A 20,744-nucleotide genomic window follows, 5' to 3' on the forward strand; every position below is an offset into this window, starting at 1 on the left:
ATTTATCTCCTTGGGGGCAAGTATTTGCTGTTGGCCCGCGATCCCCTGCTCCTGTTCACTGCGGATGGCTCGAGAATGTAGTTTCTATAGTCTAGCATCCAGCCTCTTACGGCGCCCGATTTTGGTGCCGGAGGACCGGTATCCCGACCGATGTTGTTCCAGTAATCGACGGCATCCAACGGCTCGTGGCTCATGTCGCAGTCGGCGAGTGGATGCCAGCTACCCTTTTTCCATTCGACAAAGGCAACACCGCCGCGCATTTCAATTTTGCCTTTGTATTTGAACTCGATGAGATCGCGGCCCGTCTTGTCGGCCTTGCTGGGCGTACTGCCAAGATACTTTTCGCGTAGGCCCTCTTCGACGTATTCGCGAATGATGCCGGCGGCCCATTTTTCTTGGAATTCCTTAGTCGGCATCTGAAGCTGTCCGGCAATGGCGTCGACAGAATAATGCACCCGGTCCGCGCTGATGACGATGATTTGGCCCATACGCTCGGTTCCCTTGTACGGAATAGTGACCTTGTCGCCCGCCTTCATTGCCAACGCGACGGCGTTCTCGGGAAGAACATCCATTAGGAAGCCGACAAATGTCGACAGTCGCATCATCTCTTCTTTGTGGTCGCGTTCAAGCCGCTGCAGGGATGGATCCTTCGTTCGAGTTGCAAATGCGAGCTGCTGTTTCAAGCGTGCCAAATTCGTCATCGACGTCCGGCACGAGGACAGCTTCGACTGAGCAAAGTCGCGGAGCTGCGGGCTTGCCCGTATTGCCGTCTCGACCCTCACAATGAATTCGTCCGTGAAGACTTCCTTGCTGGCGATCTTGAGACGAGCATTGTCTTGGGTTCCGGAATAGAAAAGACGGTGCGGTTGGCCTTTCTGGTCACGGAAAGAGACACTCTCTGTCCACCATTCCGTGACCGCCGCCACGCCCGCCTTGACAGCCCCGACCAGCCTTTCTAGCGCGAGCTTGATCTTGTCGATCACCCAGAGGATGGCGTTGTCGACCTTCTCGCGCAGTTTGTCGATAATGCCGCGGATCGCGGCACCGACGCCACCGAGGCCGACCTGATCGGCCAGGAACCCGACGACCACTGGCAGGCCGCCCTGCATGATCTTGTAAAAAGTCGCGCCGACCTTCTCGACCGCGCCGTTGGCGATATCAAGCACATTGTCGAGCGCCTGGTTTGCCATGTCCAGGATACGACGTGCCCAGCGCACCGCCGTGAGAATGGCACGATAGATGCGGCGCGCGATGTCGACGATCTCGGAAAGCCCAGCTGAAGCCGCCGCCGCGGCGAGCATGATAGCGATCTCCTCGGCGACCTTCGCAGCGACCCATTCGGCAAGTCCGGTCAGGATGGTGACGCCGAATTCCTTGGCCTGGTTGATCATGCCGCGCGCGTTCTCGGCGGGCGACTTGGTTGTGTCGATCGCCTTGTCGACCCAGGCAACGACGCCCGCGATCTTACCCACGGCGGCACGTATCTTGTCGATGGTCTGGTCAGGGAAACGCTTCTTCATCAGCTCGAAGATGTGATCGGAGGAGATGCCGAGCACGCTGAGAGCAAAGTCGAAAAGCTGGCGCGGTTCGCTCCAGTTGGTCGGAATGACGATATTCTTTTCCTTGATCTCGCCGAGCAGCCAGCCTTGCAGGCCAATCTTCAGGTTCTCGATCTTGTTGTCCCAGAGCATCCTGAAACCGTGGCCGACCGAGCGAATGACGTTCTTGATGAAGTCGAGCGGCTTCTTGACAACGATATCCCAGGCGGCAACCGCCTTGTTGGCGACCGTCAACAGGAGATCCGGCGGCAGATTGAAGACCCGCAGGATCAGGAAGAACGTCGCCTTCACCGCCCCCATCAGGTCGTGGTCGTGGAACACAAGCTTGATGATCTTGCCGACATCCTCCTTGGTCTTCTGCCAGGCTTCATTGTCCTTGGCCAACTCCTGGAAGATCTCGATCTGCCTGAGAATGATCGGGCCAAGGAAATCGACGATCGGGTCGCGCACGCAGGCGGGAACGCGGTCCCAGATCGCCTCGCCCAGCAGCACCGGCAGACCCCAGATGTCGATGATGACGTCGGCGACGCGGCCGAAGAACTGCAGCACGCCTTTGAGCAGGGTTTGCAGTTTGCCGAGCGCTCCCTTCAACCAGGCGCCGAGCTGCGCCAGTTGGCCATTGGCCCAGGCAGCAAGCGCGTTAACCTGCGAGGCGATCCACTGAACGGCGGAGACCGCAAACGACAGGATCGAGCCTCCCAGCACGCCAACTGCTCCCGCCATGCCTGCGGCGAGATTGTTGAGCGCGCCGCTGATCGACTGTGCAACGTTGGTAAACGTTGCGCTCAGCCGGCCCACGGCATCGAGCAACGGCGGTATCAGCGTCTGCTCAAGATAGACCCGTGCCGTGGCGATGATGTTGCCCTTGCCCCAGTTGGCGGCGATCCAGCGGATGCCGTTTATCGCGCCGGCGATCGCGCCACCGACCGCAAGGATTGGCCCGGCCGGCGACAGCGCCAGCGCAACGCCGGCGACGGCAGCGCCAATGATCGTCAGTTGCTTGGTAAAGGGCGCCAGTTGAAGTTTGATATTTTCCCAGACGGCGCTCAGCTTGCCTTGCACCCATTGCAGGATGCCGGCCTCGCCCTCTGGGCCGTCACCTATTCCCAGCTTGTTCTTGAGCCACGTCCAGGCCTGGGAATAGACTTCGCGGATAGCGCTGGTGTTGTCCCACAGCCACTTGGCCGCGTCGGACACCATCTTGGCGATGGCCTTGATCTGCTCCCATTGCGAGGAGGCGTACTGCTTGATCCAGTTCCAGATCGGGGCGCCGATCTTGTCCCAGACCCCGCTCAGGAAATCCTTGATCGCCGCGACCACCGGCTGCAGCGTCTCGACGATCGGCGTGATCAGCTTCTCGGCCGCCTTCTCGATCTTGTCGGCGGCATCGCGGATCGGGCCACAGTCGTTCTTGGCGATCTGCGCAGCAGCAGCCTGGAGGCTGGCGATCACCGGCGCGAACTGCGCCGTGAGCCCCTGCCCGGCACCGGCCACGGCGCTCACCGGCGCCATCAGCGTCGTAAAGACGCCCTCGACCGCCGACATCGCGTTGCCCTTGAGCCACTCGGCGAAACCATTCGGACCGCCATTGATGATCGGCACAAGGCCAGGAGCAACGATTCCCAACGCCTGCAGCACGAGATCGCCAGGATTTGGCAACGCAGTCGCCGCGAGATCGGCGGCAGCGTCTGAAATGCGATCGGAGAGCGAGGGCCCGCCGTTCCGCTGAATGCTGTGCGGTGTGGCGGCGCCTTGCTGGACGGTGTGTGTCAGTTCGTGTGCGATCAGTTCGCGGCCTTCGCGCCGCTCGGGCTGGTACTGGTTGCGTCCGAAGAAGATGTGCCCGCCGACGGTGAAGGCTTTTGCATTCACGCGGTCACTGAGCCCAGCCGCCGGCTCTCCCGTATGGACGCGAACCTGCGAGAAGTTTGAGCCGAAGCGCGGCTCCATGAAATTGCGCACGGCAGGTGAAAGCGGCGCGCCGCTGCTCATGCTGGCTGATATCTGGGCCGTGACGCTTGGCGACGCAAGCGATCCGGCGATCGCAACGGCGGCAGATTTCGTCGGCGCGCGCAGCAGTTGGGGTCCCTCGCGCGATGACACCGACACCGGCGTTGCCGTACGCATGACAGCCGCCGCCGTCGCGGTTGCTTCCCGTTCGGCCGCGTCCTGAGGCGAAGAGATGCGCAGACCGGCTGAAGGTGAGGAGGAAGCGGGCGGCGCCTGGACGGTGGCGGCGCGCGCGATCACCGCCAGCATGGCTTGATCGCCCACCCGCCGTTGCAGCGCCTGCATAGGAGAGAATGCCTGGGCGACCGGCGCGCGCTGAACCGCGACCAGCGGCCGCCGGTCCGGCTTCGAAGCCTGTCTCTGCAGAGCGCGTTCCGTCATGCGGGAAATAGCCTCGTTATGTGCAGGCCTGATGCGCCGGGATGGTTCAGGCGGCAGTTGTCCTTTCGAGGGCCACAGCCGGGGCTCCATCGGCCGCGGCGGCGTCCTGTTTCTTTTGCGGGGGACAGGGGTGAGCCATCGCAGGCCGGATCTGTCTCACCAACGATACATCCGGGACAGCCTTTTCCAGCTGCGAGGTACCTTTGACGAGAGTGAGATCGAGCTTGGCGATGAGGATGCATTCCCCGCAATCGCAGCCGCAGCCGCAATCGTCGACCTTGTCCCCACCGCAGTAACAGACACCGGGCGGCGGTACCGCCGAACCCGGATAGAGCTTGATCTTGTAGCCATCCTGCCGGCGCGTCTTGACGCATGTCGCATCGTCATCGTGCGAACACGCGGTCTCGCGTGAGCGGCAAGGTTGACAGGTGTGGCAGGCGACAACCCAGACGCTCGTGGGGAACGGATCGCAACCAGGATCGAACTCCAACGTTAAATCCTTCGGCACTTCGATAGGGTTGCCGCCACAATCGAGGCCCAGCCCGTGGGTGATTTGGACGCTGAGCTTCTGGCCTTTGCAGGTCGGCCCGCCCTTAACCTGCAATCCGCAGATCACCCCGCATCCGAACAGCGAGCGGAACAGCAGCCGTGTGAGATCGCGAGTATAGTCGACGGCGGCAGTGAGGTCCTCATCTTCAAGCAATTGCCCCGGGCTGTAGGTCGGGCGGGCCAGCGACGAGGTGCCCTTGACCAATAGAAGCTCTTTCATAATCGTATCCTCGAGATTTGCGGGATAGTTCCATTAATCGGCGTCGTTCTGGTCTTGTGGCATTTGCCGGACACCGAATCGGGAGATAAAGGTGCCTCCGGGTGTGCCGTTGCCTGTCGGTACGGCATCGAGACCTCGCGAACTGGCGTCAACTGTCAAACCATTACAGTCCTCGATCAGATCGCCGCGTACTTCTATTTCGACGAAGAAATCGTGACCTCGAAGTTCGGACAATCCGTCCTCCTTGATCTCGTCGTTGGCCCACTTGCGCCGGACTTCGATGCGGAATTGATCAGTAAAAAGGCTGCCCTCGTCGCCATTGGACGGCGTCGAATCAAGCCAGGAGATTGGGACAACACGAACAAGGCCCCATCCAGTGCCACTCTCTGTGGAATTTACCCGAATTGTGACGATGTCAGGCCGGATCGATTTGCGAAGTACAGGCCCGGAAAAATTCACAAAGAAGTTGGTCCGATAGGTTTTAAAAAAAGTACCGGGCTGATGTTTGAACTCGTGCCGTAATTCTTGATGAAAATGGAACATTTTCTTGAAGTCCGACCATGGGACATGGCCACGACCACGACGATGCCAATCTCCCCAACTGATCGAGGAGATGTGCGTAAGGTCGCAGCCGCGCACGAGATCGAACAGCAGATCATTGTTCTTGACCAGACGCCGCGGTCCGCTTGCATCGTCGATGACGACTTTGACGGGATCGCATTCCTTGTCGCCAGGTTGCACGGTGAGGCAAGCCAGTTCGATCCATTCGTGCATGGCAATCTCATACTTGCCCCAGCAATCGAGGTGGGAATCGTGGTCGGCGATGTCCCGATCCATGACCCACTGGCTCAGCCGCGCATGCGGCCCGCGGACATCGCCTTTGCAGGCATCGGCAACGCAATCCTTGCAGCGGTCACCGGGACACCCGAACTCGCCGCATGGGCAGGCTTTCTTCTCATCCCACTTTCGCAGCGAAAAGACCGCCGTCTCACGGACATACGCCCGCTCTGGATGACCGCAGCCGCAGAAGCGCGGCGGTATGATGCCGCCTGTCTTTTCCTCGGCGTAGTGAACGGAGAGGATGTAACGGCCCTCGGGCAGCTTGCTGAGGTCACGGGCGCACCAGTGACCGTTGTCGAGAAAAAGGTAGAAGGTGTTGCTCCCATCCAGAGAGCAATTCCTCGCATGCACAACTTCCCGGCCGTGGCGATCGAAGGCGATGCCATCGCCGACCCATAGCGGATATGGGGTGTTATCCTCGATGGGAGCAGCGGGGGCGGGGTGAGCATCTTGCGCCGGGCTCCGTGGTTCCGGCCATGGCGCTTCAGCGACAACGGGCTCGGCGGCGTCCGATCCGCCGGCATCCGGAACGTCCGGCTCCACGAATGAGACCTCGTCGGGTATCACCACCTCGATTTTGGGCCGGTCGGGCTGCGACAGCGCGAAGCCTTGCACGACACCCCAGCCCAGAACCGCGCGGTTGATCAGCCGCCGGCGGTTGATCTCGTACGATTGCTCGATGTTGTATTCATCTGCCTGCATTCGTTTGCCGGCGAAGAACCGGTTGCGTTTGGCGTCGGCTAAATCATGCATGACGACCTTCTCCCTTTCCTGGCCGCGCCTGACGCTGCCGCAAACCCATTTCGAAACCCGAATCCGTGATGCGCCCCTCAGCCCAGCCCGCCAGGGTTGTCCGCCCGATGACGCTATTCTCGCCAAGTCCACCTGGCCCCTCGGCGTCGAGGACGAGATTGCCGTCCTCGCCGAACATCGTGTTCGGCAGGGCAGTCCACCGGATCGCGATCCGGAGGCCGAGCGGTACAAATTGTTCAAGGACAACAGGCAGCAGCGGCGCCAGCGCCCGCTTGGTGTTCATTGGCGCGTCAACCGATATCCGAAGTGTCGGAACGATCGTTGCGAGCGGGTTGTCGTCTGGCGCGGCGCAGGGAAGCCGCAGTGATCCCACCGTCGCTTTGCGACCAAGCTTCAGATCCGCCCCGCGCCGACCGGCGAGCAGCGCCGGGATCGCGGCGCCTTTCGTGCGTGGACCACCAAGCCGCATAGGCGTGTAGTCGACGGTCATGTCGGTAATTTCGATGATCGCGTTCTTGCCCAGCAGGTGTTCGAGAAGCGTTGCCAGACCATCCCTGGTGCCGCGCTGGTTCACCAGTGCTCCCGTCACACCCAGCAGGGCGCGTTTTGTTTCCGACGGCAATGCATCGTGCCACGGCAGGTCGAACCAGCGCCCGAGATAATCAAGCCAGGCGTCGGGTGCGTGGATGGCGTCAAGCTGGCGTCCGATGTTCCGGACCGCCGCATCAATGCCCTGGGTCGTCGTCTCGATCACCCCGACCAGCCGGCGCAGCACGCCGCCCGGATCGTTGTCGGGACCGTTGAACATCGCCGGCAGACGTTCCATGAGCGAGATCTCGGGGTAGAGAACCCTCAGTTCGGTCAGTCGGGGCGAACGTGCCGACGCCGGTACGTCGAGCCTGAGCCGCAGCCAGAACCATTGATCCTGAGTCCCAAACAGCGGAACAGCGATCGGGCCACCCTTCCCGGCCGGACCCGCCATGGCAAAAGTCCGGTTGAGTGTGTCGCCGTCATCCAGCAGCCGCCAGATCAGCTCATGCCGCTGGGCGACCGTAAGACCCGTATCATTGGATACTGCCAGTACTTGGCCCGCGAGGTTAGCGTCGTCGGTGCTGGCATAGCTTACCTCGATCGAGACGCCTTCGGGCAGATCCATCATCAACTCGGCACGCGACCAGCCCCTACGCTCACCGACCGGCGACATCAGCCTTGGCGTCATCAGCCACGCCGTCGTTGCCGCGGTTTCCTCGGCGCCGGCCAACCGCCAAAGCCCCCGTTTCGTGGCGAACCACACCGTCGCCGGCCCGAGGGCGAAGTCCGAAGGAACGAGATCGACGCGAGGTGCAGCCGCGTCTCGAAACAGGTCCTCAAAGGCAGGCTGAAGCAATTCGCCGGCAGCATCGAGAAGCAGGAATTGCCACTTGCTCTCATCCTCTTGTTCGCAGCCAAGCCCGATGCGGCCGCGCCCATCGGTCGCGAGTCGGGTCGCAGTCCATCCCGGAGAAAGCTGTTCCATTGACAGATCGCGCATGACAGAACCGGTCTTGGCGCAGACGAACGACAGCCTCTCTCCCCGCGTCGAAAGAAGGACAATCGTGGTTCCGCGACCGAGAATTCCGATCTGCCCCGGCACACCCGCGGCATTGGACACGGTTCGGCGGCTGACGAGGCAATCACGGCAATCGAGATGCAGAAGCTCATGCCGATCGGCTGTCGCGACGAGCAGCCAGATGCCGTCCTTGCCGTCCGGTGCAATATCGACGATGGCGATGAGGGCTGGCTCGTCGAGACGATGCAGTTCATCGAGGGTGATCGTCCTGGCGGACTGGAACGTCTCGCGATCATAGCGCCGCAGCGTCCTTGCATCGAACGCCCATGCCCGATGGCGATCCAGGACGAGGCGGGGACTTGCCTCGACGATCTCGTCGATCCAGTCCGGGCCGGAAATCTGATCGGACTCGTCCATCCAGCCGATATCGCCGCCCTGCCCCGAAGCATTGGACGGCACGAACCGCCAAACCGGATTGTCGTACGGGTCGGACGCAACCGTCGAAAGAGCGCCCAAACTTCCGACTGCAGCGGCATGAGGTCCAAGCGGTTGCACCGGGACCAGCCCTTCGCCATCGGCCCGCAGCCCGCGTATCAAGCACAAGTCCCATTGTTTGTTCGCGGCGAAGCGATAGACCTTTTGCGCACTCATCCCCGCGTCTCCCCGGCCTGCTGGAAGGTCAGGTCATCCGCGGCGAAGACAAGCTTGGGGAGCTCCGCCGGACCTATGGCGATCTTCGTTTCGACCGGCGTTCCAGACTGGTGGAGGACAACGTCGCTGACCTTGGTCACACCGTCGATGCCGCGGAGCCAGGCCTTGACCGTGAGCGCCGCGACATCGCGGCCAAACGGCCAGCTCTTGTCGGGAAATTTCGGATCGACCGCCGCGAGATTGTCGGCCAGGCACTTCGCCGCCGCGGTGCGGACCATCGCCACGTTGGCCGTGCGGGCGACAGTCAGCCGGGCCGTGATGCGGATTTCGACATAGCGGGGGGGGGCGACGACGAGCCGTTGGCCAAGCGGGACGCGAGGCGCGAGCCGCACACGGATGGTCTCGAGCCACGCGTCGGATTCGGCTGTTGAAACGCCCTCCGCGTCGCGGCACGCCACCGCCAGCAGCACCCGCGTTCCGCGCAGCTTGCCGCTGTCCGGCGCAAGCTCCACCGCCCGTGCCACACCAAGATCGGCAAGCCCCCTGGCTGCCGCCGCCAGATCCCCGGAGGTGACATAGGGTTCTTTTCTGAAACATTGCTCGATCGCCTTGACCTTCAGATCGTCGAGCCTGTCGGTGTTGTTGCCACCGCTGCAGGGCTCTCCATTGACGCCGTAGATGCCGGCAAGACCTGCAACGTTCCAGCCAAGTCCGGCGGGCAGGTTGCCTTCGGTCCCACGGCAGGTGAAGTAGTCGACCGTGAGGGTGGCGTTCGCCGGTAGCGCCCTGCCGTTAATGCCGTTGCCGAAACGAATCAATCCCTCGACTGGATCGAAGGTAAAATCCGGGTCATCGGGACTGCTGCTCTCAAAGTCCTCCACTTGTCTCCATACCGAGTTACCGCCAAATTCGAGCTCGGTGACAGTGAAGGCGGGTTTTTCAACCCAGCCTTGTTCGCGCAGCAGATAGGTTTGATCGGGAAGCCCGGTGCCGATGACCGGGGCTTCCTCGTGCTGCTTGGTACGCTGCAGCACCGGCACGACGTTCGGGCCGATCCGACGCAGCCGGGGCGGCCGCAAAAGGCCGCCGGGAGCGCTCTGGATAACGATGTCGAAGCCGGCGCCCGTTTGTCGCCGGTGTGGCCTGGCCAATATGATGACGCCGCTTTGCAGCATCCCTTCGGTCGTATCCTGGACGATGTCGAGCGCTTGCGAGCCATTGTCGTCCTGCAAGCTGGCCCTCAACCAGGACCGGCCCGGTCGGGCCGCGATCCTCGACGTTCTTGGCGTTGGTGTCTCGACACCGAGGATGAGCACCGCCTTTTTGTCCGCCATGTCCAGCTTGCCCGTGAAGCTGAGCACCAGGCTATCGTCCACGCATGGAGTTGGCCCGAATGGCAGGAAGGTCGCACCGCTCTTGCTGTTGATTTGCGTCTGGTCGGCGACCCTGCCATCCGCGAAGTGGCTCGCAACCTTGGCAAGCTTTGCGTTGGTAAGAAACTGGGTCGTGTCGGTAGCGAATGAAGGCGCCTCCGGATAATCGGGGGTTGCCAGGGTTCCCTCGGCCAGCACCCTGTCAAAGGGTCCCTTCCCCGGCGGCCACGCCGGATTCTGCTCGACGGGCCAGATCAGGGCAGTCGCCGGGACAGGCCGCTGTGGGGCAACGCCGAGCATCTTGGCGTAAGCAAGCTGCTCGTCCCGCCGCAACCGGGATAGGGCATAGATCTGGGCCTCCGCCTCGAAGGCTAGAAGCTCGATCAGCATGATGCCCGGATCGTGGATATTGTGGTCGGTCCAGTCGGGCGCGAGACCCGGAATCGACGAACGTCCTTTTTCCAGGAGCCGTTCGAAATCGATGTCGTCGAGGTTGAGCCGAAGGTCCATCAGGCGCCGACCTCCTCATCCACGACCGTCGTCACCGAAACGTCGTCGTCGCGAACGACAAACAGCTCGGAGGGCTTCAGCGGGCGCGCGCCTTTGGCGGCATGGGTGACGATGGCGGACTGAACATCGACAAGCCCCTTGATCCCGGGCAGACGTTTGTTGGCCATGAGCTGGGCTGTGATGTCGCTCTCATCCGGCGATGCGCCCAGCCGCCAGCCGAGACCGTCGATCCCTCCTGTCGCGGGATCCAGCAGGGCGACAACGCGTTTGATGGCTTCGTCGGCCACCGATCCGCCCTCGGCGAGATCCGCGACGGTAATCTTCAGGGCAATGCTGCCCGCGACAATTGCAGGTGTCTCGACGACCAATGCGCCTGCAGTCGACAGGAACGGCGGCATTCGTTCGATGAGATAGCGCCTCAGTTCGCGCCGTGCGGCGTTCGTAGGCGAGGGCAAGCGGCCACGCATGACCTGCACCACCCGGACACCAGCATCCGTTCGAAGTGCTTTCACCTGCGCGATATCGGGGGAAGACTGCAGGGCAAGCTGCTCGATGTCACCAATGGTCAGGGCGCGGTCGCGCATCCTGAGGTTGGCCGGTGCGAACCGCAACGCGGTCTCCGCACCTTGCGGACTCGAGCCGCCGGCGGCGCCTTCGGGCGCGATCGTGGTGTCGACGCCACCGATCGGCGTGATCAGATTGATCTGCCCCCAGGCGGCCACCTGGTTCCCCGCATCGCCGCCGCCGCGCTCATAGGTGACGGCGACAATGTTGTCGCGGCCGATCGGAGGAATCCGGCCATGCTTGCCGTTGCCGAACGTGACCTTGCCGTCCGCCGCTGCAAGCTCGAAGACCCTGGCCGTTGCATTCGCGGCGGCGAGCGTGTCCTGTGTCCAGCGAACCCACGCACCTTGCCACGGACCCACTGCCGTCAGGACGCTGTCCGGATCCGCTTTGAGCAATTCGTCGATTTCCTCATCGCCAAGTGGCTCGCGTACCCTCAGTTCCAGCGAACCCTCGACCACCGGCGGGCGGGCAACGGACACTTTCTGGCCCGGCGAACCGTCGGATGAGCCAAGAACCTCCTGCTTCTGCGTTTCGACCGCGTCGGCGAAGGCGGCATTGAGGTAGACAGCGCGGATCCTGGGTTGCCAGGTGCCCTCGAACCCGAACTTCGGTTTCAGCCGCAGCCAGTGCAGGGTTTGGCCGAAATATCGGGCCTCCCGCAGCTCTTCGGGCAAGGACAGCGTGAGTATGCCGGTCTCGCTGAGCCCCCTCGTCCCGTCCTTCACCGGGACAGGCGCGAAAACCCCGTCGACGAAAGCTTCGACCACCAGCGGGAAGGCGCCATCGAAAGCGCCATCCTCGACAAGCACCAGAAGGGTGATGGAACCCCCTTTGAGCGGCGCGTCGAAGCCCAGATAGATGGCGCGATCAAGCTCGGCCTCGTGATCGTCGGATGTCGCCACCGGGCCGTCGGCCGCCGCCCCACGGCAGTCGCAACCGGATGCCGCTGCACCACCTTTGACGAGACGTACTCCCGTTTTCGGCAGAGCGTTCTTCAGCGGCGTGAAGAGCTGCACTTGGGCATTCGGCTGCGTATTGACATCGGTCTGGTCACGATAGCCACCATTGTCCTGCGTCAGCACCAGATCGGGCGACAGAGGGGTGCAGAGCTTGTAGCTGACGGAAATGTTGACGACATACGGGGCGCGAACGCCGCTGGCATCACGGGTGACGGTTTGCGTGTGCGATCCATCCAGCGGGCCGGTGGTGGTCAGCGTTACTTTTTCCTGCCCGTAGTCGCCGCCGATGAGCCGCGCACGGATCCAGTGATTGGTGCGGCCGACAACATCGCTCTCCTTGAGATCCACCGGCGCTTTGAAGACGATATCCCCTGACGAAACGAGGTGTCCCGTACTGTCAACGAGATGTTCCGTAGCATCCTTGACCCCGTTGATCTGCCACCAGCTCTGCCCGTTCCAGTACTCCCAGGACAGTTCGGGGTTGCGCGGCCGCGCGGGGGAATATGTGGTTTGCCCGCCGAACGCCACGAGAATGCGGGCGACTACGACATCGCCCGGCGCAGCGCCGGACGCAGCAGTGGTTATGATCATCCGGCCGCCCGGCAGCACATATGCGAGCTTGTGCGGTTCGGTGTTGTCCACCTTGATCAATATCTGGCTCAGCGGCGGGGGAAAAGTGCCGGGACGAGGCAGGACCAGACCCACCCGTTTCTTGGCGCTGTGCCGCTCGGCTGCAGTGACATTGCGGTAAGTAACCAAGCCGTTTGCGGACTGGGGCAAGGCTCTTTCAAAGGTGACCGTCTTGACCCCGGTGGCAGCATCTTGGGTCAGGCTGGCGATCTTCATCACGCGTTGATTGTCGCCCCACTTGATGTAGAGCAGAGTACCGACTGCCGCATAAGCATCGCCTGCGGACAACTTTAGGCCGTTCGTGTCTTTGTCCCAGGTCGCGTCACGGTCGCCATGCTTGCCGCGATAGATGTCCACATTCCGCGGATAATTGGCGGGCGACACCGCATCGCCGAAAATGAAGGCCGTGCCGCCATCGTCGAGGTCGGCGATGGATTCAGGCGCGAGCATGGTCCTGGATTGCTGATTGTCTGGCGTGAAGTCGATGAGCAGGAACTGCTCCGCAGCAAAGCCGCTTGCTCGGTCGACCACGATTGCGGCCTTTGCCGTTGTGCCCGGAAAATCCTCTCCGCTTGCAATGACGGCGAGCGCAATTGTCCCCGCCGGCCCGGGAATAACATAGCGATCGACGTGTCGGACCGGCGCGCCGATCGGATCGGATCCATCGGGCCGTGCAGGTCCCTGGATCAAGAACTCGTCGCCGAACGGCTGCCAGAGGCAAGGTTTTATGGCACCATTGGCACTCTTGCCGAAAAAGAGAGCCGTGGGCATCTGCGCACTTTGCGGGTCGACGGCGAAGCTGCGGCCAATCAGCCGCAATTGGGGGTCTTTCTCGTCTGGGTGCAGGGGATCGGTGACATCGAGCGCGATCACCCAATCTTCCTCGAATTCGTTCTTTTCGCCAGCGTTGACCTTTCGGGCTTCTGACATGTACGCCACCTTCGGCATTCCGTCCGAGGCCACCACTAGCGGATAAGTGTCGATACTGGTCTTCCCGCTCCGGGCTATGGTCCATTTTGAGTTTGTCGCATCCGAAATCAGCAAAGCGCCGTTCTTCGTCACCACGGCGAGGCCGTCGCTCTCCCACAGCGAGCCAGGCGGGTCGCCGGCGCGGACGATTGCGGCAAGCCGTTCGAACGAGAAGTCTTTGGTAGGGAGTGGCACGCTCGCGGCATCAGACTTCTGTACGAAGTTCTCTACGCTTGCCCAGGCACTGTCGTTGATCGCATCGCGCCGGTAGAGAGCGCCTCCTGCAATGGCGTAGACCATGACAACGCCGTTAGCTGCACGGACGACAACCGTGTCGGTGACGTCGCTGCCCGCGTTGGGCGACCCTAGCGACCTCCAGGGTTCGGTCCCTTCGGCGGGGGCCGAAGTCCAACACCAGACCTCCTTGTCCGCTGCGACCGTCAAATAGACTTTGCCATCCAAAGCAGCAGCGCCCGGCCTGAGTTTTGGTGTCAGGCTGACCTCGCGGCCGTTGACGTCGCGCGGCTGGATCGGCAGATCGAAGGCCGGTATGCCTGCGGCTGTGACCTTTGGGTCATTGTCGATCCTAATGATATGCAGCCGTCTGTCGCCGCCGATACCGGCGATGGTGCTGGCGGTCGCCGATTGAGCGACCGAGACAATCGGACCCGAAAAACTTTCACCCGTCTCAACGCTGATGGTAATGGTAGCGCCAGGCTTTGAAAATGCCTCGTTGCAACCGAGATAGAATGAATCGAATAGCCGCGGCTCGCGTCCGAGGGGGTAGAATGGCGTGGTCAGCACCAACGGTGCGGTATTGGCGATGCCCTCAAGAACAAGCCCCTTGGGGGATGTCTTGACGACAGCCGCCAGTTGCTCCTCCTGCTCCTCAGGAAGCTGTTCCGAGCAATTGAGCCGCAGCGTCAACTTGCGGACGCTTTGCGATATCTCCGAAAATCCATCAATCGGTCTCGCGCGCAGCCAGCGGGATGACTTCCCGTCGATTGTCACCGGCTCGATGGCGCCGAAGTGCTTGGTCAGGAAAACGCGATCTCCAACCGCCTTGGATGCCAGCAAAACCCATTCAGCGTCGGTGGCATCTCCCAATTTTCCCCAATAATGCCATTCGCAGTTCTGTGGCAGTGGTTCTCCGCTCACTTCGATAAGAGCGGCAGTCTTAATGTCGAGCCCACCCTCGGAACCGAGATAGAGTGCGTGCTCCTGTCGGTTGCGTTCCGTCGCACCGAATGGGTCGAAGGCCGTCACCCGCCTCAGAACACTGCCCGCGTCAAGATCCGTCGCGGCGACCGGATCTTCGCCGGGCCGAAATTCGACCGTTCCGACGCCGGGCTCGATCGTCACCAACCCGTCCTTGGCTTCCTTGATACGGAAGCGGTTCTTGGCCGGATCCTCAATCGTCATTCTAGCTTCCAGCCCAGTTGGCGGATCGAGCTGCAGCCTTGTCGTTTCTGCGCGGGCCGACGCCAGGAGGCGCCATTCGCTGGGCGCCGGTTTTGGTGCTTCCCAGGGCGAAAGCCCCTCGAACGGCCCATAAAAACGATCGTCCTTCGGTTCGGCGCCGAACACGGCCACAAGTGCCGCAGGGACAATCTGCACCGGCACACTGGTCTCGAAGATGACCGGCTGCCCACCGGCATCGGCTTGCACCTGGATCGGCGGCTGGACCAGCACCGGCTCCGAGTGCGCCGCCATGTGGAAGGCCAATGGGATCCGCGCCGCCCGGCCAGCCTTGCCGCGCACGCCAAGCCAGTCGAGGAACCCGCGGAAGCTCTTCTCCGGTACGCGGTCAAGTCGCTGCGTGACCTGAGACTCAAGCTGAGCGGCGATCTTGAGCACGGCAGCACCAGCGTCGCCAGCCTGGGTCAGCGCGTGCCATTCCGGCAGCCACATGCGCGCGCGATCGAGCAGTTCCTTTTCGAGCTCCGCGCGTCGGCGCTTGTCGTATTGAGGTGCCGGAGGCAATGTCATTGGCGACGGACCTCCGCTTGGCTCGCGCCGCCTTCGCGGAAGTAAAAGGGAAAGACATAGTTTCCGGTCTGGTTGGTGCGCCGCACCCGGTATTCGATCTCGACCAGCAGCATGCCGTCGGCAGCCCGCAGCGGATCCGCCGCGACGCTGATCAGCTCGATCCTGGCCTCGTATTTGATGAGCGCGTCGCGCACCGAGGTTTCGACCCGGGTCAGCATCGCGACATCCATCACGTCATAGACAAGATCGTGGATGCCGCAGCCGAAATCCGGCCGCATCACCCGTTCGCCGCGCTGTGTCCGCAGAATGATCTGGATAGCCTGCCGGATGTCTTTCTCGTAATAGGCGAATGTCAGCGCACCGGTCCTGGGATCGATCGCGACCGGAGTATTCCAGCCGCGCCCCAGCCATTCTTTCTGATCGTCCATCGTGTTCCTCATCCGATCAGCACCGTCGGCAGACCTTTGGCGATGGGATTGGGACCACCCGCCTCGGTGATGACATCGCCGACCCGCGCCGCCGGCAAACCGCCGATCAGAACGGTTGTGCTGCCCATGGAGACGACCCCGCCGAGATGTGGCTGCAGCCCGTTGAACAACGGACACAGATGCATGTCCGATCCCGCCCGCCAGGCAGGCATGCCTCCGATCAAGACGGTCGGACAGCCCGGCCCCGGCAGCAGCCCAGTGCCGTGGGAGGTGAGATCGCCGAAGCGTGCAGCTGGCTGTCCCATCAGTTGATCTTCACGATTGAGCCCTGGACGGTGAGCAACGCACCGGCCGTGAGCTTCATGTCGCCAGTGGCCGCGATCTCGATCTTCGGCGCCTTCAGCGAGAGGCTCACTTTCGACTCGATGCTGATTGAACCGCCTTTCGTCTCGATGACCAGTTTGTTGCCTTTGCCGTCGTCGAGCTTGATGCCGTCATCATCGAGCTCGAGTTTCTTGCCGTCGTTCAGTTCAAGCCGCACCAGCCCCTTGCTGCCATCGTCGAAGGTGAGCTTGTGACCCTTGCGGGTCTTGATCATGCGAATGTCGTTCTTGCCGTCGGAATTGCTGGCCGGCGACTTGTCGACCCCGTTCCACAGCGAGCCGAGGACGTAGGGAAAGCGCACGTCGCCGCGCTCGAACGCGACCAGCACCTCGTCATCCACTTCAGGGATGAAGAAGGTTCCACGGTTTTTGCCAGCCATCGGGCTGGCGACGCGCGCCCAATAGCTGTTGCGCGGCTGGGCGTGCCAGGGATAGGTGACCTTCACCCGCCCTTGCCCGCTGTCGTCCTGGTTCTGTCGTACGATCGCGACCGCGACGCCCTTGACTGCTCCGCCGGCTTCGAGCGTTGTTTCACGCGGAAAAGGATCCATCATGTTCATAGCGAAGTCTCCTTGACCTTGAACCGGGTGCGGTAGCCGTTCCCGTCGATTTTGTGGGTGGTTTGCTGGATGTAGTAGGTCTTCGAGAAAGGCTCGCCGAGGTTGCCGATGGCGACGTTGCGGTCGGGCAGCAGGTCGGGCAGGCCGATGCTTTCGGCCTCTCCCGTCAAAAACCGCTTGGCGTGGTCGTTAAGCACTGCTTCGGCTCGGCGGCGTGCTTCGGCTTCGGTGAAAACGGGCTGGCGCAGTTGCAGGACAGCACCCTTGCCCGTTGCCGTTTGCAGCGCCGCGCCGCCGCTAGTTCGAGTGCCCTCGCTGCCGGATTCCTCACCGGCGACAGCCTTGCCGACGATGGGTTTTTTGCTCTGCGGATCCCAGCCATAGACTTCGACCGACGAGACCTGGGCGGCGAGGTTCGCCTCTGGCTTGAAGTTGAGAAGGCTCTCCCCCCAGCGTAACGAAACGACACCAGCCTGCCGGTCTTTCGGGGGGCCGAAGCTCAGCGAACCGCTTGGGGGGTCGATGAAGAATTCGTAGTGATTGCGTGCGGCCAGCTTCTTGACGAACTCGATGTCGCTTTCCTGGTTCTGCTCGATCTGGGCGTGTTTTTCCGTGGTCGGCTCGACCCTGGTGCTGAGGTTGTGTTCTCGCGCCAGGAGGTTGACGACATCGCTGTCGCTGACATTGGCCCAGCTTTGCGAGCGCTTGCCGAGAGTCATCGGGAACATATTGTCGTAACCGGCAACACTGAGCTCAGGCGTGCCGCTCTCGGCAAAGCTCGTCGATATTTCGGTGATGACGCCCCTGATCATCCGGATGAGCGCGGAGTGGTCGCCATAACCAAGGTGGATCTCGACAGCGGCGCCAAATCTCAGCAGTTCAAGCACAGACTGGCCGTAGCCGCTCAGGAATGCGCGCCGCTCAAGATCGTAGGTCTCGACGACGGTGAAGCTGAAACGCCCGGCCCCTCCCAGCATCAGGTCGACTTCAACCTGGCTGACGCCGATGGCGAGATCCTGCGTCAGCGCCTGCCCTCCGACCTTCACCACGAAAGCCGGAACGTAGAACGCGCCATTGCGCTCAGATGCTTCGGCGAATTCCATCTCTTTGCTCCAATGGTGGAACGGTTACCCACTGCCCCGAGACGATATCGCGTGGGTCGTCCAGGTCGTTGGCATTGGCGATACCGCGCCAGCTGGCGGCGTCGTGATATTCTCGCGATGCCAGCAGCCAGAGACTGTCGAGACCCACAATGACCCGGCGTTTGCTCTTGTCGGCCGACTGCAGGCGTGGCTTGGTGACGAGTTCACTCAGTGTCTTGTATTCCTTGAAACTGACATTCACCGTTGCCCGCACCGGCCGGCCGTTGGGCTCGAACATGGCGAGCTTGCGCGACAGCTTCTCGATGATCGCTTTGAAGCTCAGCTTGCCCCAGACGAAACGGACGATGGGCGGTGCGTGCTGGTCGTTGTCGATCTTGAGCAGGTTGGCGAACTCGTCGAGCCTCTGAGTCACGGTGCTCCGGTCCGCCGGCTTGTCGGTGTAGTCGTCCAGAAAGAGCTCCATCGACAGCACGTCGGCTTCGCCGTTGATGAAATGGATCAGCGGGCCGCCGAGGCCGGGGATTGATGTCGACTTGTAGGCGTTCGAGCGCTCGATGGTGTATTCGGAAGGATTGAACATCACGCGGATCTGCACGCCTGCCTTCGAGCCGGAGAGAATATCGATGCTGGCTTTTTCAAGGGCCATGATCTGCTCCTAAAGACCGCGCCGTTCGCGCTCGATGCGAAGGCGTTGTTCGATCCGGCGCATCACATCGTCGGTGAGGCGGCTGACGAGAACTGGATCGATCACAGCAGCTGCATTGGTGGCGGGCGAATTCGACAACCGAGGCATGATCTGTGCGCCGGCCACTGCGGATCGCGAACTGGTGGGGGGTGTGGGCGTGGGCGCGTTCGCAACAAGGGGCGCTGTGGTCGATGCCACTGCGGAACCCTCGGCGCCCGGCGCGCGAGTGCGAAACACCAGCGACATCGCCTCCTGGCGGGTGATGACGGGAACAACGGAGTCGGTTTCGATACGCCGGGCGCGAACGGAGGTGGCGGTCGAACGCAGGCGTCGTTGCGTGGCTCCGCGCCCACCATTGCCACGGTGGATATTCACCTCGGCACCAATCACGGACGGCCCACGGGAAAAAGCTGGCATTGTTCGCGTCGACAGGGTCGCGGCGACGCTACCTGAGCGCAGCGACCGCAGGCGTTGCCAGGCGACGGCCCGCACCCTTGGCGCGGATGAAACAGGTGTCGCTGTGATCGCCGCGGCGACCATGACGGTTTGGCTGGCGAAAATGCGCTCGCTGCGCATCGCAAGCCGCCCCGGATGCCGAGCCGCGTTCGGGGCCGGGCGACGGGCACTCATCGGCGGCCTAGGCAGAAAGCGTTCGCGTACGATGCGCTCGCGGAGCATTTCGTGCAAAGAGCGAAGAAGCCGCGGGCTCGACGTGTTCAGCTCTCCGCTCACCGGCGCCAGTTCCCCCGCCGGAACCGCGGATTCACGATATGCGATCTCCCGCTCGCGCAGAATGACGACCGACGAAGAACTTGAAACCAGGGCCGGGGCAGACGGCGCGGGCAGTTGGCCATGGCGGGCCAGCGCGCCATGGCGCGGACCCTCGGCAATGCGTTGAACCAGCTGGCGGCGGCGCCAGGACAAGGAAACCGGCATGGCAAGCCGGCGCCGAACCACGATGCGCGCCGAAAGCCGGCGGCCCGTCGCCAACCATGCCTGCCGGTTGGTGAGCGGCTGGCGCCGGGTCCATGTCCTGGTGGCAACGATGCGTCCGGCCATCGTCATTTTCCCTTCCGGAACCCGCGATGGGCCAGTTCGATACTCTCCACCACGATCTGCGAGCTTGCGGCATCGAGGTCAGTGCCCGACCATTTGACCGGCATGGCGCCATCGATGAGCCACCGCCATGTTTCGTTGTTGGTGGAATCGCGCATCACGATGGTTATGGGACGGCGCTTGACATCACCTTCGACCAACCCGTCGTGCCAACCCCACATGAAGTCGTCGACCAGACCACGTTCGAGGACCAGGTTGCCGTAGGTGGTCTGGTTGATGAACTTGTGCTCGTAATCGTTGACGCCCCCTTCGCGGTAGGTATCGACCTTGATCTCACGCGCGATCCCCTTCACGCGGGCAAATCCGCCGCGCTGGATGCCGTCGATTTCGACGAGGAACCTGAAGTTCATGAATGGGTCGATACGCATTGGCGAAGGCAACTCAGAGGTTGTCGAAGGGGTTGGGCGGGGTGCCGTCCAGGGTCCGGTTGATCTCGGAGATCGAGCGGCACCATTGCCGCCGATCCGCGTGTTCCAGGGTCATCAGCTCGGCTGGGCCCCAATGGAAGTGGTAGGCGATAAAGGCCATCTCTTCGCGCAACTGGCGCGCGGGATAGGCCTTCAGGCTTCCCCCACGGTCTGGAATCCTTTCGGCGAGGCCGTTTGATCGATGATCGCAGGACTGATCCCGGGGCCGCCGTCGGGATCGTCGCCACCGTTGAGCTGTTCGTAGAGACGCTGCAGGTAGTTGAGATCGGAGGCGTAGAAGCCTTCGACCACCCGGGTGTCGACCGAAGCGAGATCGCCCAGCCGGGTGATCACCCGCGCCAGCACGATGATCGCGAGATAGGCCTCGTTCTGCTGCACACGCGGATCCCGCAGCGGCAGGATTTCGTCGGCGGCGGTGGCCAGCCGCATGACCCCCCGCCGGTGCAGGATGCCGGTCGAGTCGAGGTAGCCCTTGGGTAGCGTGAATTCTATTTCGGTCTGGAAGCTTTCGCTCGGTCGAATGTTCATGGCT

General features: G+C 62.3%; 16 protein-coding genes. 1 reads left to right on the forward strand and 15 read right to left on the reverse strand.

What is annotated here, in order from left to right; all coding sequences use genetic code 11:
- Window positions 1-2: 2 nt before the first annotated feature.
- Genes NKI52_RS18505 through NKI52_RS18530 form a run of 6 tightly spaced genes read right to left on the reverse strand, consistent with a single transcriptional unit; the run spans window position 3 to window position 14,447 of the window.
- On the reverse strand, window positions 3-3,950 hold the full coding sequence (locus NKI52_RS18505) for an eCIS core domain-containing protein (protein ID WP_352698940.1): 3,948 nt from the start codon (window positions 3,948-3,950) through the stop codon (window positions 3-5).
- Window positions 3,951-3,996: 46 nt separating this feature from the next.
- Window positions 3,997-4,719, reverse strand: a complete 723-nt coding sequence (locus tag NKI52_RS18510; RefSeq protein ID WP_352698942.1) for a hypothetical protein — start codon at window positions 4,717-4,719, stop codon at window positions 3,997-3,999.
- Between the two features lie 33 nt (window positions 4,720-4,752).
- Window positions 4,753-6,312 carry a hypothetical protein gene (locus NKI52_RS18515; protein ID WP_352698944.1) on the reverse strand — a complete coding sequence of 520 codons (1,560 nt, stop codon included), beginning with the start codon at window positions 6,310-6,312 and terminating at the stop codon, window positions 4,753-4,755.
- Window positions 6,305-8,512, reverse strand: coding sequence for a phage tail protein (locus tag NKI52_RS18520; protein WP_352698946.1), 2,208 nt, complete (start codon window positions 8,510-8,512; stop codon window positions 6,305-6,307). Before NKI52_RS18520 ends, NKI52_RS18515 begins: the two co-directional genes overlap by 8 nt.
- Window positions 8,509-10,395 (reverse strand): putative baseplate assembly protein, encoded by a 1,887-nt coding sequence (locus NKI52_RS18525; RefSeq protein WP_352698948.1) that lies wholly within the window; start codon window positions 10,393-10,395, stop codon window positions 8,509-8,511. The genes NKI52_RS18520 and NKI52_RS18525 overlap by 4 nt, the downstream gene beginning before the upstream one ends.
- Window positions 10,395-14,447: a baseplate J/gp47 family protein gene (locus tag NKI52_RS18530; protein WP_352698950.1), complete on the reverse strand. Its 4,053-nt coding sequence runs from the start codon at window positions 14,445-14,447 to the stop codon at window positions 10,395-10,397. Before NKI52_RS18530 ends, NKI52_RS18525 begins: the two co-directional genes overlap by 1 nt.
- 102 nt (window positions 14,448-14,549) lie before the next feature.
- Here NKI52_RS18530 and NKI52_RS18535 point away from each other — a divergent pair, with 102 nt between their 5' ends.
- A complete protein-coding gene (locus NKI52_RS18535) occupies window positions 14,550-15,554 on the forward strand; it encodes a hypothetical protein (protein ID WP_352698952.1) in 1,005 nt (334 codons plus the stop codon).
- Here NKI52_RS18535 and NKI52_RS18540 read toward each other — a convergent pair.
- The 9 genes from NKI52_RS18540 to NKI52_RS18580 are packed head-to-tail and all read right to left on the reverse strand — an operon-like array spanning window position 15,506 to window position 20,740.
- Complete coding sequence (locus tag NKI52_RS18540; RefSeq protein ID WP_352698954.1) at window positions 15,506-15,937, reverse strand: GPW/gp25 family protein; 432 nt, start codon at window positions 15,935-15,937, stop codon at window positions 15,506-15,508. The genes NKI52_RS18535 and NKI52_RS18540 overlap by 49 nt on opposite strands.
- 8 nt (window positions 15,938-15,945) lie before the next feature.
- Window positions 15,946-16,242: a PAAR domain-containing protein gene (locus NKI52_RS18545; RefSeq protein WP_352698956.1), complete on the reverse strand. Its 297-nt coding sequence runs from the start codon at window positions 16,240-16,242 to the stop codon at window positions 15,946-15,948.
- Complete coding sequence (locus tag NKI52_RS18550; protein ID WP_352698958.1) at window positions 16,242-16,880, reverse strand: phage baseplate assembly protein V; 639 nt, start codon at window positions 16,878-16,880, stop codon at window positions 16,242-16,244. The genes NKI52_RS18545 and NKI52_RS18550 overlap by 1 nt, the downstream gene beginning before the upstream one ends.
- On the reverse strand, window positions 16,877-17,983 hold the full coding sequence (locus tag NKI52_RS18555) for a phage late control D family protein (RefSeq protein ID WP_352698960.1): 1,107 nt from the start codon (window positions 17,981-17,983) through the stop codon (window positions 16,877-16,879). The genes NKI52_RS18550 and NKI52_RS18555 overlap by 4 nt, the downstream gene beginning before the upstream one ends.
- On the reverse strand, window positions 17,961-18,629 hold the full coding sequence (locus tag NKI52_RS18560; protein WP_352698962.1) for a CIS tube protein: 669 nt from the start codon (window positions 18,627-18,629) through the stop codon (window positions 17,961-17,963). The genes NKI52_RS18555 and NKI52_RS18560 overlap by 23 nt, the downstream gene beginning before the upstream one ends.
- 9 nt (window positions 18,630-18,638) lie before the next feature.
- Window positions 18,639-19,727 (reverse strand): hypothetical protein, encoded by a 1,089-nt coding sequence (locus NKI52_RS18565; protein ID WP_352698964.1) that lies wholly within the window; start codon window positions 19,725-19,727, stop codon window positions 18,639-18,641.
- Between the two features lie 2 nt (window positions 19,728-19,729).
- A complete protein-coding gene (locus NKI52_RS18570; RefSeq protein WP_352698966.1) occupies window positions 19,730-20,134 on the reverse strand; it encodes a phage tail protein in 405 nt (134 codons plus the stop codon).
- Window positions 20,135-20,165: 31 nt separating this feature from the next.
- Complete coding sequence (locus NKI52_RS18575; RefSeq protein ID WP_352698968.1) at window positions 20,166-20,324, reverse strand: DUF6760 family protein; 159 nt, start codon at window positions 20,322-20,324, stop codon at window positions 20,166-20,168.
- A 20-nt stretch (window positions 20,325-20,344) separates the two neighbouring features.
- Window positions 20,345-20,740: a hypothetical protein gene (locus NKI52_RS18580; protein WP_352698970.1), complete on the reverse strand. Its 396-nt coding sequence runs from the start codon at window positions 20,738-20,740 to the stop codon at window positions 20,345-20,347.
- Window positions 20,741-20,744: the final 4 nt, after the last annotated feature.

Origin of the sequence: Mesorhizobium sp. M0590 (assembly GCF_040320905.1) — a bacterium.
GTDB lineage: Bacteria > Pseudomonadota > Alphaproteobacteria > Rhizobiales > Rhizobiaceae > Mesorhizobium.